The organism is Pseudomonas kielensis (assembly GCF_014236655.1).
GTDB classification, from domain to species: domain Bacteria; phylum Pseudomonadota; class Gammaproteobacteria; order Pseudomonadales; family Pseudomonadaceae; genus Aquipseudomonas; species Aquipseudomonas kielensis.
Map to the genome: position 1 here is coordinate 1 of NZ_JACMYG010000055.1, position 13,447 is coordinate 13,447.

Annotated in this window: 11 protein-coding genes; 7 read left to right on the forward strand and 4 right to left on the reverse strand. The window is 51.5% G+C overall.

Going from position 1 to position 13,447, the window contains the following annotated elements:
- Nucleotides 1-142 precede the first annotated feature (142 nt).
- The 3 genes from H7995_RS27360 to H7995_RS27370 all read left to right on the forward strand — a co-directional run bounded on the left by H7995_RS27360 (nt 143) and on the right by H7995_RS27370 (nt 3,160).
- On the forward strand, nt 143-1,264 hold the full coding sequence (locus H7995_RS27360) for a ParA family protein (protein WP_046481557.1): 1,122 nt from the start codon (nt 143-145) through the stop codon (nt 1,262-1,264).
- The gene (locus H7995_RS27365; RefSeq protein ID WP_185819242.1) at nt 1,261-2,295 is read left to right on the forward strand and encodes a ParB/RepB/Spo0J family partition protein; all 1,035 of its coding nucleotides are present in this window, start codon (nt 1,261-1,263) and stop codon (nt 2,293-2,295) included. Before H7995_RS27360 ends, H7995_RS27365 begins: the two co-directional genes overlap by 4 nt.
- Nucleotides 2,296-2,548: 253 nt before the next feature.
- Nucleotides 2,549-3,160 (forward strand): hypothetical protein, encoded by a 612-nt coding sequence (locus H7995_RS27370; protein WP_185819243.1) that lies wholly within the window; start codon nt 2,549-2,551, stop codon nt 3,158-3,160.
- Between the two features lie 122 nt (nt 3,161-3,282).
- Here the strand turns inward: H7995_RS27370 and H7995_RS27375 are convergent, their stop codons facing one another.
- Nucleotides 3,283-3,552, reverse strand: a complete 270-nt coding sequence (locus H7995_RS27375) for a hypothetical protein (protein WP_185819244.1) — start codon at nt 3,550-3,552, stop codon at nt 3,283-3,285.
- A 156-nt stretch (nt 3,553-3,708) separates the two neighbouring features.
- Here H7995_RS27375 and H7995_RS27380 point away from each other — a divergent pair, with 156 nt between their 5' ends.
- The 3 genes from H7995_RS27380 (at nt 3,709) to H7995_RS27390 (ending at nt 9,817) form a co-directional block, all read left to right on the forward strand.
- Nucleotides 3,709-4,989 (forward strand): hypothetical protein, encoded by a 1,281-nt coding sequence (locus H7995_RS27380; RefSeq protein WP_185819245.1) that lies wholly within the window; start codon nt 3,709-3,711, stop codon nt 4,987-4,989.
- Nucleotides 4,990-6,536: 1,547 nt separating this feature from the next.
- Nucleotides 6,537-7,028, forward strand: coding sequence for a hypothetical protein (locus H7995_RS27385; protein ID WP_185819246.1), 492 nt, complete (start codon nt 6,537-6,539; stop codon nt 7,026-7,028).
- Nucleotides 7,029-8,362: 1,334 nt separating this feature from the next.
- On the forward strand, nt 8,363-9,817 hold the full coding sequence (locus H7995_RS27390) for a RepB family plasmid replication initiator protein (RefSeq protein ID WP_185819247.1): 1,455 nt from the start codon (nt 8,363-8,365) through the stop codon (nt 9,815-9,817).
- A gap of 12 nt (nt 9,818-9,829) precedes the next feature.
- Here the strand turns inward: H7995_RS27390 and H7995_RS27395 are convergent, their stop codons facing one another.
- The 3 genes from H7995_RS27395 to H7995_RS27405 form a co-directional block, all read right to left on the reverse strand.
- Entirely contained in the window at nt 9,830-10,777 is a 948-nt protein-coding gene (locus H7995_RS27395; protein WP_185819248.1) for a hypothetical protein, read from the reverse strand.
- Between the two features lie 127 nt (nt 10,778-10,904).
- Nucleotides 10,905-11,564 (reverse strand): XRE family transcriptional regulator, encoded by a 660-nt coding sequence (locus H7995_RS27400; protein ID WP_185819249.1) that lies wholly within the window; start codon nt 11,562-11,564, stop codon nt 10,905-10,907.
- Between the two features lie 16 nt (nt 11,565-11,580).
- Nucleotides 11,581-12,399: an HDOD domain-containing protein gene (locus H7995_RS27405; RefSeq protein ID WP_185819250.1), complete on the reverse strand. Its 819-nt coding sequence runs from the start codon at nt 12,397-12,399 to the stop codon at nt 11,581-11,583.
- Nucleotides 12,400-12,703: 304 nt separating this feature from the next.
- Between H7995_RS27405 and H7995_RS27410 the strand changes: the two genes are divergently transcribed.
- Nucleotides 12,704-13,324 (forward strand): hypothetical protein, encoded by a 621-nt coding sequence (locus H7995_RS27410; protein WP_185819251.1) that lies wholly within the window; start codon nt 12,704-12,706, stop codon nt 13,322-13,324.
- Nucleotides 13,325-13,447: the final 123 nt, after the last annotated feature.

The following is a 13,447-nucleotide window of genomic DNA, read 5'->3' on the forward strand; positions in this document are numbered from 1 at the left end:
ATCATTAATTTGCCTTTTTACTATATGAAGCTACAGTGCAAATGACGATTTCCATGCGGGTATTACCCCATTTTGTCTTGTATCAGTAGATACATCCGGTACAGAATGGCCCCATTCGTACTTTCACTCGCCGGTGCCGCACATGAATGCAGCTACAGAACAACTCGATCAATACACGTTCACCGACTTCACTTCCTTGAGATACAGCCCGAAATTCGTAGCGGAAAGCTTGCAGATCAGCTCGCAAACCCTCAAAGCGATCGAGAAGGATAACGACCTCACAATCGACCGAATTCGTGGGCCTGTCGGTGTTCGTAGTTACTCACTGATGGATATGTTTCGCATTGCTGCAATCCGCCGCCAGAACGGCAATACCAAAGGCCTTGGTCGACAAATCACGATCAGCACCTACGTACAAAAAGGCGGCACTGCAAAAACCACCACCACTTGCAACACAGGGATTTTGTCAGCGCTGGCAGGCTATAAAACGCTGATCATCGACAATGATCCTCAGGCAGACGTTTCCAGCATGTTGGGCTATGACCCAGATCAGACGACTGAGGAACTTGCCGAGCTTGGCCTACCGGTGGACCGTGCGGTTGAAGGCCATTTGGGCAACTTGATGCGCCTCGGGTCAACCTTCCCTCCCATGGATCTGGATCAGGTGATCAAGAAACCTTTCGGCGAGGATGGCCCCCACCTGATTCCCGCATTCGATTCGCTTGACGACATGGATGTGGTCCTTCGAAACGCGCAAGGCGCTGACTTTCGGTATTCGTTGTTCATTGAGCGGGCTCGACAAGGCAAGGTCCCGCATTGCGACCTGTCCAGCTACGACGTAATCATCATGGACAACGCCCCTTCTGGCACCATGCTTTCGCGTAACAGCCTCGCCGCTGCGGATTTCTTGTTGTGCCCAATACGCATGGACAAATTTTCGTTTCGAGCCTTGTCGCGACTGGCTTTCAAGATCAATGACATGAGCGCGGATTTCGGGCGGGCCCCTGAAATCATCGCGATTCCGACGATGTACATCAGGAACCGTCCTCGCATTCAAGCCAACTTGGCTAGGCTTTCCTCGCTGTTCCCGGGTAAGGTTACCGAGCAACAGTTGATCCATTCCGAGGACTATTCGAAGAGCCTGGAGGATGGCATCCCGCTGGTGCTCTGGAAACAAGGTACCGAAAACTCCCTCGGCGCCTTCCGTAAGGTATTCGACGAAGTCATGGAACGCGCTAAGTCCGTGCTGGAGAAATCCAAATGAGGAGAACCAGTCCTATCGGCAAACCCACGGTTACCGCTAACGAGGGCAGTAGCATTCAGGGCGTCTCAGTCCCAAAAACTATGCCTGAGGCTCATCTGAAACCGATGGACGAGGTTCTTCGTCAAATCGGGCTGACTGATGAGGAAGCCGCAGAAACAGCACCACCTCAGAACGGAGCGGTGGTATCCACACCCCGTCACATTGAGCCTGCTGCTACGGATGTCGAGTTGGCGTCGGAGAAGCTGCCAGGTGAGGTGATGTTTCTTCCGATGTTGAAAATCCGCAAGGGGAAGTACCAGCCTCGCCGGGTTTTTGACCAAGAGAAGCTTGCTCTACTCGCCAATACCATCGAAGACAATGGAGGACTCAACAACGCCATCGTTGTTCGACCGTTGCCAGATGGTAATTACGAGCTAATTGCTGGTGAGCGCCGTTTTTTAGCTCACGAGCTTTTGCGCAAACACACCATCTACGCTCTGGTGCGCCACCTCAGCGACGAAGAAGCGGCCGTACTTTCCGTCGCGGACAACGACGCTCGTGAAGATCTGACCGACTTTGAACGTGGCGTCAGCTACAAGCAGCTGCTCGACGACAAGATCGTCCAGAACCAGACCGAACTGTCCCGTCGAGTTGGTCGAAGCATGCCCACCATCAGCCGGTGCCTGGCGTACTTCAAACTGCCCGCGGCCGTCATTGGGATGCTTGAGGAAAATCCTGAGCTTATCGGTAACCGGGTGGTGGCCGACCTGGTCGCACTTTCTGATCAAGGCCATACCGATACCGTCATTGCGGCGGCTTCCAGGATTCGGGGTGGTTCCTCCCAGGACAGCTCTATCAACTGGGCCAAGAGTGAAGTCCGTAAAAAGGATCATCCGCATACACCTTCGCCGCCCAAGCACATCGCGTACAAGGAGCGCACCCAGCTGGATGCTCGAATTGACGGGCGTAAAGTGATCCTGACTCCGCCAAAAGGCGTCAATCCTGAAGATGTGTTGAAGTACCTGGAAGAAATGCTTAAAGATCCTAAGTAGCATCTTGCACCGCAATCAAGAATCGCCGCCGGAAACGGTGGCGAGATTACTAGCAGAGCCTCCTCACCCGCGATATTCGCTGCGCTGCAATCCCAGTCGACAATCGACCTTCCTGCACCATTTCAGATGTTTGTCTCCCACCTGCAACTACTAGTGCCGCTAGGCAATGTTCAGCTGCGTGCTTTTTGCGTGCAATGCCTGCTGTTCAGCCGGTATCGTGCTCAACTCGAAGCCAAAAGCCTGGATATGCTCAGTGCACAACTACCCCGCAGAATCCCTCGACATTCAAGCGCGCTTATACGGGTTGGGACTCCTGCCGAACCACCTGATGCTGATTGGATCGTTCATATGTGCCTATGGACTATTCGAAACAACACTGGAACGCGCACTGTGGACGCTGACGGAAACCAGCGTGGCGGGCACACGGCCCTTTACCGAAAAGATGAACACCGAAACTCAATTCAAGACTCTCGGGGTTGGAAACCCCAAGCTCAGCGACAAGTGCAACGCAGTGTTGAAGATTGCTGCGAAAGCCGCTGAAGACTTGAACGATTACCGCAACAGCCTTGTTCACGGCTACCTTCTCGCAGTAGGCGGTACGCCAATGTTCATGAAAAATCCGGCCTGGCACGATGTAAAGCGGAACAAACCCGTAGGCGATGCCTATATTGACGAGCCGTTTCAGGATCTCGTCCTGATCGCTGCTTGGACGCTCTTTAAGGTCGTGCAACTTGCTGAGAAGTCTTTGGCTGATCCGGCGGCTCAGCGTGCCATTGAAGCCCTGGCAGAAGACGTGAACCGGGCAAGGAGCTACGCCAACGAAACGCGTCACTTGTGCTATCTCATGAATCAAGAGAAGTACTAGGGGCTGGCAATATTGCAAGTGTCCGGCCTATTTCTGCTGGTTGTGGCCATCGAAATACCGATTTCGAAAAATACCGGGTTGTTGCTCGGGTAGTCACCAGGACTACCCGAGCGTTCCAAGCCTCACGTTGGCGAAGGTACCGGCACTACTCCCCCGGCCTGCTTAAACATGCTCCCATCAAAGCGTGCACGCCCCTCGACCAGATCGGTGCCGATCATGATGAAGCCGTCTAGTTGTGCTGAGCTGTACTTCGCAGCATCGGGGAACACGATACAAATTTGCTCGTAACTCATGTTGGCGGCTTGTGTTCGCTTGAGAGTGCTGTGAGCTTCGAGAAGCCGCGCCGTACCAAAAGGGTTGGAAATTACATCGCCGATCGTTCGTAATGACATGTGGAGTCTTCCTTAAGAGTCGACCACCATTGATCGATCTCAGGCACAGGTTAATAAACCGAACTGTTCCTGCATGCATCTGAGAGCGAGCGCTGCCCCAGATGTTGACTTTTAATTAGAATCATGATCCCGATACAGTGGAGCAATTCGTAAGCCATGAGCCCTATTTCAGGCGTGATTCATCATGCGGTGGCCAATCAAACGCGTGTGCTATCTCAAGACCAACTGATTGAGTTTCAACAGGTCCAGAAATTCGGCCAGGTTTTAGCGCATCAGTACTGTGTCAGGCGCTTTTCCCTTCATTTTCCCGAGGCGTTTCTTGCGCTACGAAGCATACGTACGCAAGTCGACCAAGTGCTTGCCGAAACACAACTGACAACCGATAAACCCAGCCTTCATGTAGGACAAAGGATCACAGCGACTGCCCGCTGCATGCGCCTACTGGATTCGCGTCTTGCCCGGGATTTAGGGATCGCTGGAAAAATGTCCGAGCTCCGCGAGTTGCTTGAGCACGAACTCCGGCCAATACCAGACAGATACGGCCTCCCGCTTTTACCTTGCCTCTCTAGCGACCATCTCGACTCACTCACTGCCATTCTCTGTAACGGGATCGCTGTCGTGAGCAAGATCCAGGGCGAGTTAAATTTTTTCGATTACTACGATCCCTTCGCACTCACCAATTTGGTAAGCGGAAAAACCCTTTTGACTCATTACTTAGCTGCTAAATGTGGTGAGCACACGGCGTTCTTCTGGGCTAAGCGATTGGGGCGTGACAACCATTGGCTCTACACGCAAGAAGCTGAGCGTGATGAGCAAATGACCGGTATCGTCTGTGAGGGCGCCTACCAGACAATCCTAGTCTCAAACGTCCGCATTTTTGGCCACAAGCAGCACCAGGTCAGCATCAATGGTAAGGAACTTAAAAACCATCTGATTCTCGCAGTCCCTACCTACACAACTCCAACACGCATTGATGCTATGTGGCGCGAGTTCCGTGCAGCCCTCAGGGAAGCGCTAATCGACAACTGTGGCATTTATGCCAACGTCAGCACCCCTGAGTTCGATAACTCGCTGTTCATGCGCAACTACGACGAGCGTACCTTTCAGGTCAGCGAGACAAAGCAGTATCGGAGCAAGTTGTATGGGCTATGGATGTGGGACTTGGTAAATCCCTGCAACAAGGGCGGCGGCCTGACCATCCCCAAGGCAATGGATATCTTGATACCTGAAGCAGAAGAGCTGTTAGCGAGGCTTGCACCAGGCGAGAAGCCATACGACTCATCGACCTACAAAAATTACTACGATCATGCCGTTAAGCAGATCACGCCAAAACCAACCAAGCGTTCTCCCGCTCCGTACCTCCGCGATCTGGATCACTATCTGACATTTGGCATGGCAATACTTGGGCGGAGATCATCTGCAACGCATTCCTATTAACTTGTAACACCCTCCTTTACGCCTGATCGAAACACAGACCAAGTTGCAGAGCAGCAACGGCTCAAAATCGGAACCAACTTACTCAATTCCATGGAACGATAAGGACAACATCAGCTCCCCTGTCCTCTCAAACGTCTGGCTTGGCTTCTTATCCCCATTCTGAAGAGTCGTACTGAGCTGCGGGCCACCAATTATTAGTCAGGAATTCTCCCATCGAGTTGGTGAACAACTAGCTAACTCTTACCCAACCTATTGATTTTTAAAGGTGGTCTGGTTGTTGACCTCTTTTTCACTGTGAAAAATTCGCTCGGTTTTCTCTTTTTCACAGTGAAAGCGCTGCCAGAATTCAGTCTAATTTCACTGTGAAATCTCACCTTACGGTCTGTTCCGCATCGTAAAGCTCACAGGCATTTTCTCGTGTCTGCTCTAACTAACTGCCTCCGGCCGGCCTCGTAACCCGATGTCAAAACCGGGTAAGTGCAGTGTGTATTGGGCAGTGCATAGCGCACAATGCGCAGTGCGCAGTGCGCAGTGCGCAGTATGTACCTCACAAATCCCCCGCAAACCTGTAGTTGGCAACCGGGACCGATACATCACAACTATCCCGGCCAATCTACAGTCTGTCTTTTCACAGTGAAAATCCTGCTGATACCCCATGACAATAAGTAGTTTCAGGTAGCCAGCGACAAACTTCCCGTGCTCAAAATTGATTGAGCGCGGGTTTTCACAGTGAAAACCTTCTGACCTTTTTCACTGTGAAAATAGCAGATCTAAGCCCCCTTCCTAGGTCGATGTATCCGACTGTGACTTTCACTGTGAAAACTCCAGCAGATATGTAGCCTACCGCCTCGCACCTATTCACTCTGCTTAGTCACTAGAACAACTTTGGTCTGTCGCTAACTTCGACCTGGCTGGCGATAAGTTTTCACTGTGAAAAACATCTACGCGTTGGCCAGCACTTCACCACCCAAGTGGCGCATCTAAGGAATGCTTGATGATGAACCGCGTGAAGAAACGTTGGCGGGGTTGTGCCTGGTTTTCACTGTGAAAACCAAGCAATGAGCCATTTTCGTGCGCCCGCATCCTCTGAATCCGGGACAGGGCTTATGCCTTAGTCGCCCCAGAAGAGCGCCCTCTAGTTTTCACAGTGAAAACTAGAGGGCGCTACATACCTAAAACTCGGATTGGATTGTTTTTCACTGTGAAATATCGAGTCAAGTCGGCCATCAGTCATGACTAGGCAGAGCAACGTTATCCGGACAGGGAACTGGATTGAGCGCCAACTATTTACCGACTGCGGTTTTTCACTGTGAAATTGATCGCAGTGGAAACTCCATATTTCACTGTGAAATATGGACATGTCCTGTCTCTTTCAGCGAGCTCACATGCTGGTGCGTGAGGAATGATCCAGCCTAAAATAAGACATGCATTTGATACATGTCACGTATGGCTACGTGTTATCGCTAGATTACAATGCCGTGTGATTCATACCGACTTACACCTAAAGGCTGAATTTTAAGCCGCCCCTAAATACCTCGGAGATGCACATGACTTCTATTGCACTGGTACTCGCTGACGGCTCTGGAACCATTTTCGAAAACACCGATCGTTCGTCTGAGCGAGCCCCGCTGTTTGTCGGGTATGTCGAGTTCTTGCTTAATAAGGAAAAAAGCCAAAAGCTCAAGCTCGACGTCGCCGTCTGGGTGAAGAAAAAGGCCAATTCTGAAGAAAAGTTTTACTCACTCTCGATCGGTGGCATCAATGCCAGCCTGTTCGTAGAGAGCGAAAAGGTTGGTGACGGCCCTGACTATGCAGGTAGTTTTGGGTTCAACCATGAAATGCGCATCGCCGGCTGGAAGAAGCTCGGCGTCAACGGCGGTAAGGATTACATCAGCATTGCTATTTCCCCCCGTGTAAAAAACGCGTCGCAAGCGGCACCACAGCAAAACGAAACACCTACATCGCCCAATGAACAGCATCCGGTAAATGCACAAGCCCCTGGACCTGTAGACACTGGTAATCCAGCGTTTCACTTCTAGATTCCGCTACCCCCCCGACCCTGCACGCACGTGCAGGGTTTTTTTTTGGCCGTTTCCCGGCAGGCACTGCTTCTATATATAGCTGCCCAAGCACGCATACCGGCAGCCCGCCGATACACGCTCCATCCTGGTCTGTAGCAAATGTTGCAAGGCCACGCATTACACCCGTATTGCCAATCCTTGCCAGCTGAAGCGCTCCGTTCCGCTTCACGTAGTTGCGCGTGAGTACTTGGTGGGGCAGTGGTCATTGCAGGCTGACGATATCGGCATGGCACACCCCCTCCACCTCGCACAGGCCTGATGCCATCGCGTTTTCACAATCCCCAGCAGAGTCGTTGGCTCCAAATGTGCCACCGTTAATGGCCATCCTTTGAGAGACGGTGAAATCACGCGCATAGGCATAACCCCCCCAAAACACGGGTCCCACTGAGCAAATGTGCCATCGCTAGGGACTGGAAAGCCCAATCTCCATTGAAATGTGCCATCGTTAGAGCCGTCAACGAATAGCTCATATCTGAAAGGTGCCAGCGTTAGGGTTTATAGCCAGACACGATTACAGGCGCTTTTCACTGTGAAAACAGTTGCTGAAGTGGTGATTAGGGGCGCGGACACAGCGTTGCTACAGAGCCTTGTAGGGGGAACAGGAGGGACTTGCAGGGATGAGGAAGAGTTGAGCCAGCCTAATGTGCCATCTTTAGGGGCAAGCCCACACGCACAGCTCCTTGATCTGCTTAATAAAACCCAAATGTGCCATCGCTAGAGCATTGCTAAAGTAAACCACCTGAAATAGCTTTCAGCGGTTCCATCGTTCGGGATGAAATGTGCCACGGCTAGATGGGGTCGTGTGAAAACCTGATCACACCAAATCGTTGGAGGCCTTGAATTACATGGGTTACAGGGGGTGTGCCGTGCTTAGTGGGAATAGCCACTAAGCACGGCACATTTAAGGAGGGGATCTAACGATGGCACATAAAAGCCCTAATCAAGGCACATTCCACTAAGCCTGGCACCGCACCGCTCTAACGAGGGCACAAATGGCACGAGCGCTGGCACTGTTGGCCCTAACGATGGCACACAGAATTGGCTGGAAGCCATATAAACCGTGGCTTAGAGGGGTTCACTAACAAAGCTTCTAAAAAGCAGTAAAAACAGAAACAAGCTGTTGTTGGTTTTTTTGGATTGACCAGGCGAGAAGCAAAAGCGAGAAACACACCGTTCTGAGTAAACCCTAACCATGGAACAATTCGACCCTGAAGATGGCACCGAGAAAAGATTGACCCTAACTCAATCGTTCGGGTAATGTGCCACCACAGTCACCCAATGGCACATTTGAGATGGACACCTCTTCACCACGACCACGAACAAAACGGAAATCAGATGCGCCGACTGGTGAGGACCAAAATCCCCCGAAACGTAAGCGTGCTCCGAAAATTTTGGTTGTCAGAGAGATTGAACCCTCAAAAGCTGTTGAGCTGAAAAAAGCTGTGGAAGCCCTGGCGATGCGAAACGTCTCAACGACCAGTGATTTCACATTCCTTCAACGCAAGCTGTACAACACCCTAACTCAGTTTGCTCAGCAAAGACCAGACACAGAGATGGTCCACGATATCCCAATCAAATTGGTTGAAGAGCACGTGGGTCACACGACCTCGAATAGCAGGGACCACCTGAAGAAAGTACTGAAGGGCATGACCCAGGTACAGGTGGAGTTCGATTACAAAGGCGAAAGTCCGGGTCGGAAAAGTGGGTGGGGCGTTGCAAACCTGATCGCCGAAGCCTACATCCTCGATGACAATCAGACCATCCGCTACTCATTTCCTGCTGAGTTAAAACGCCGGCTACTCGATCCGACTATTTTCAATCTGATAGATCTGCGTATGCAGTATCACTTCACCAGTTACTCCGCTCTCTCCTTGCATGAGCTCGTGTCCCGTTACTACGGATTCTCCCAGAAAGAAACCTTTCGCGAGCATTGGACAGCCTGGAGCGTCCTGCTATCCGGATCAGCAACCCCTCATGCTGAGTTCCGAGACTTCAATAAAATGCTTGGCCGTGCCGTCGACCAAGTAAACAGTATTGAAGGGCGTTTCAAAATCGAAGTAGTCGTGACCAAAAATAACCGCAAGTACGACAAGCTTTGGTTCAAGCTTGAGACCCTAATGCAACCTGAGCTCGGCCTATCTCCACCCCCAGAAATTGTCGGTGCCGAGGTGTCCAAGCGACTGAAGTCTCTGTCCTTGAGCGCTAAGGACATAGAAGAGTTGGGGATGAATCACGATGAGGAATATCTGCTGGCTCAAGCGGACTACACCGAAGCGCAGATGAAGAAAAAGGACTCTGTTGCAAGTCCAGCGGCTTACTTCAAAGCAGCCGTTACCAACAACTACGCCAAAGCTCCAAGCAAGCAGAAGCCGGTTGCTCCATCTGATGCTTCCGCCCCTGCACCGAGACCGCAAAAAGCTGCCAAAAAGCCTGATACGGCTACACAGACCGCACCAGGTAATCAAATGAATGTGCTTCTTGAGCAATGGGGTGCTGCACAGCGCACCACCATCCGTGACGAGATCAATGCGAAGAGCCCAGAAGAGCAGCAGATGTTGTTGGCAAAATACGAGTCGCAACTGAAAAAGGACGATTTGGCTTACAAGCAATATAAGTCGAAGGGGTTGAGTCCAATGGTGCTGAATTGCCTAGTCGCGATCATTTTCGCAGATCGCTTCCAGGAAGCGCCTAACTCCGATCAGCTGCTGCAATTCCTGCTTTCCACGAGTGCCGGCGTCCAAGCGTAGAGGGCGAAGGGCTCATCCCTTCGCCGATGCCATGAGCCCTGTTCGTTTGATTAGCCCCAGCAGCGTTTCAGCTGTGAGGAAAGGGGAATTTTTCAACATTTGCTCCATCACCAGCGTGACAATTGCATAGCAGTCACCAGGCCCGATCGGCAACGATCGCGAAGCCAACCCCTTAGCATTCACTGACAAATAAACCTTGCCCGGCTGGTTCTCCAACTTGAACCATTTTTCGTTAAGCGCACCATGGCCTTTCCCCTCGAACGTATCCTGGATCTGTAGCAGTGTCGCTAGCACGCACGGAAGCTCTCGCGTAGACAACTGAATCGCGATCTTGTCTTCCCAATTGTAGGTGCGAGTTCCGGATGCAAGAGCCGCTTCGATCCGAATGGTGTGCTCTTCGTTCCGGGTCTGATCGGCAGAGAAGCAAATAGCAACCTTCCCGCCGTAGACATGCCGATTCACATAGTTTTTTCCGGTTTGCTGCTTCAGAGGTTCGTCAATTTGCCCGAGAGGTTCATCAGCGCCGATTGCATTATTGGTCACGTCGTTGGCGGCTTCCACTGGTTCACTGGCGCCCTGGTCATTAAAAGTGGTCACCAGAGCCTTTGCGTAGGTCCTGCGCAAATACCTGCCATCGTCGTTGTCTGGACAACCGCTATCCACCCAACGTTTAAGCGCCTTCGCAAATACTGGCCCCTCTGTTCGCCCGATAGATACAAGAAGAGGAATGGTCGGGGGGGTTAACTGAGCGGTGGCCAGGCGGGTAGGTACTATCGGGAGGACAGTGAAAAAGATGCCCTTGAGATACTCAATGGATTTCGCATCGCCAGTCGTAGCGCGTTCAATCGAGGAGGTGAGGGTGCTGCCCTCGAGGGAGTGTATCTCCTCCAACACCTCAATAGCGGGTGCCGGTATTTGGAGACCGAGAAGGGCGGAAGTAGTCACGCGTGCGTTGAACATTTTTCAAGTCCTGGGCAAAAGGAAGATCCAACCAATAGGCCTAGTCAAGATCTTAGCAATCATCCAGAATCTTATCAATACGTGTTATTCCCACATATTTTACATGGGTAATGATGCAAGCGATCATTTACAAAATTTCTATTTCCAAAGCGTGGTTCAGCTCAGTCTCGATGTCGACTGGAATACCATCGATCATGAAATCTGAAGTCCTGATCACACCAAGTGCCATCATCACCAACGGGGTCCCCATATCCAGGTGTTTTGCGAGGACCCGAATTGCCTCCAAATCCTTCAGCGTTGGCATGGGTTTCCCCGCCCGCCAGGATCGTAGCTTCAAGAATGGGATCTGCGTCTTTTCCGCAGCCTCTCTTAGATCTGTAGACCACGTTGCGGCAATCAGCTCATCAATGATGAATTCTGCGGAGCCGGCGACGTTCGATTTCGTGACGGAGTCAAAGTAATCCGCGGCCTCACGGCTGTCCTGTGCGTTTGAAGATGACTTGAAAACAGAGGAGGACTGGATCAAGCAATAATCCGCCCAGCAGAACACGTCTGCCATTTGGAGCACACCAAAACCAGAGCAGCCTAAGAAAGCGGCAATTTTATCGATACGTTTGCGATCCAATACATCGAGTAGTACATGCGGCTTGGATCTCGACACATCGCCAAAGCAACTGGCAAGAGAGTCCGCAGTAAATCCACACCGGTTACTGGCGACTGCGAACGGGACAGAAAGCAGATCGCTTCTGTCAATTATGGCCTGATAAAGGCGGAGCCCTTTGAGCACGACGAATCCCTTTCGTTTATACAATCATCAAATTCACGGAAGCGGATACCCTATCTCGGCTGACAGCCCACCAATCTTGAGCTAAGCCGAATCTGAAAATGACATTGGGATCAACACGTTCGGCGACAGAAGATTCATCCAACCCCGAAACAACGCTAAATGCGAATGCCGAGGATACTGATAGCAATTGGCCAAGCTTATCGGGTAGCGGCTCAACATTGGAATACGTGAGCAAAGCTTTTTGAATTGCGGCCGGGAATTTCCAACGTTTGAGGAGCTCTGCCGCCACTTCTGCGTTGTCGAAACCGAGAAGGTCCTTTTCAATTGCTCTTCGTTTCATAAAGTCCAAAGGGGCTACGTGTTGAATTACTTCAGATGCCTCTTCCGGCATCACCAGGTGAATCAACAACACGCCCAAACCCTGCATAAGTCCAGTTGTGAATGCTTCATCTCGGTCATGATCTGTTTTTGCTGCAAGGTGAGAAGCCATGAACGCAGTATGAAGCCCCATTTTCCAATAGACGGGCATATCGATTCCTGGAGCTTCTGGAATCGCTTTCATCAGACCGTTCGTGATGATGGTGGTTCGAAGTGTGTGGATACCGATTGTTGAAATGGCATCCTCGATGCGCGACACAGATCCGCTACGACCAAAATAAGCGGAGTTGGCTGTTCTCAGTACCCGTGCGGCCAGTACCTGGTCGGCGCTTATGATTTTGACGATGCTCGACAGAGGAACCGCGGAGTCCTTTGTCATCTCGTAAAGGTCCAGAACCACAGACGAGATCGTTGGCAGTGCCGCGGGTCGTTTGAATATCCGCTCCAGGTTGGTCATGAAAACTCTCACAGGTTAAGTCGATTCGCGGTGCGAATTGTAGCGTCGGGAACAGGGTGGCCCCAACGTTTCGGGCAGTGCATGAAGACAATGACCGCCGTATGCTAGTCCGTCTGGTTGTTCAAAGGGGCCAGCACAACCCCTGATAACGCATAACAACACCCTATGAGGATTAATTCTAGGCTTGACAGTATCCGTAAGTACTGTTCTGTGTGCGCACGATTATAACTTCCTGTTGACCATCTCCTGTTGCAAGGCCGTTAGGCGGAACGCCTCAACAGCACACTCTTTCAGGAGATTTCCCATGATTCAGCAATCGCAAACTACTCAACTCAATTCTCAGTCGCTACTCATTTCAGGCCTTTTTCCCAGCGGGGAAGCCTTCAGTGATGTAGTGGAAGCTGACACCACCTATGAAGCCATGATCCGTGTCATCTCCCAGTGCCGTTATAGCGACGCGGGCGGTGATCTTGAAGTCATCCGTGTGGCCGATGCGCGTACAGGCGCTCAGCTCACTGATGCGCTTCTTTCAGCGGACCAGGATCTTCTGCGTGAGGTGGATGCTGTTGAGTATGTGCTTCACACTGTTCAAACTTCCCTCGACAAAGGGCGCACCACTTGGTCAGACGAGAAGTCTGCCGAGTTACGCGCCTACGTTGAGTTCTTCGATCTCGTGCTGTCCCAAGCCCCGGGTGTTTTTGATGGGCTGTGTTCTGGCCGATCACTGACGTCCGATGATGAGATCACGATCGATTTCGAAGATTCCAGGAGCTTAGAAATTGAGCTCGTGCCGGCCGACGCCCTTTTAGCGTTGGGGAATGCGGCGCTGGAGGAGGGGAGGGTTGCCGCTGTCTATCAGGTACTTACGATGGCCAGCTTCACCCGCGTTGCATTGAGTCAGGCCTGCATCAAGGCTCTGACATAAAAGAAACCTTCTGGACCGGAATCGGCCCAGAAGGTTTTTTTTTGCTCACCAGATTACCTTCACCGGTTCCAAGTCGCGGACGAGGGCCGTCAGATCCTCTTCTACCAGAACTGTGTTTCCCTC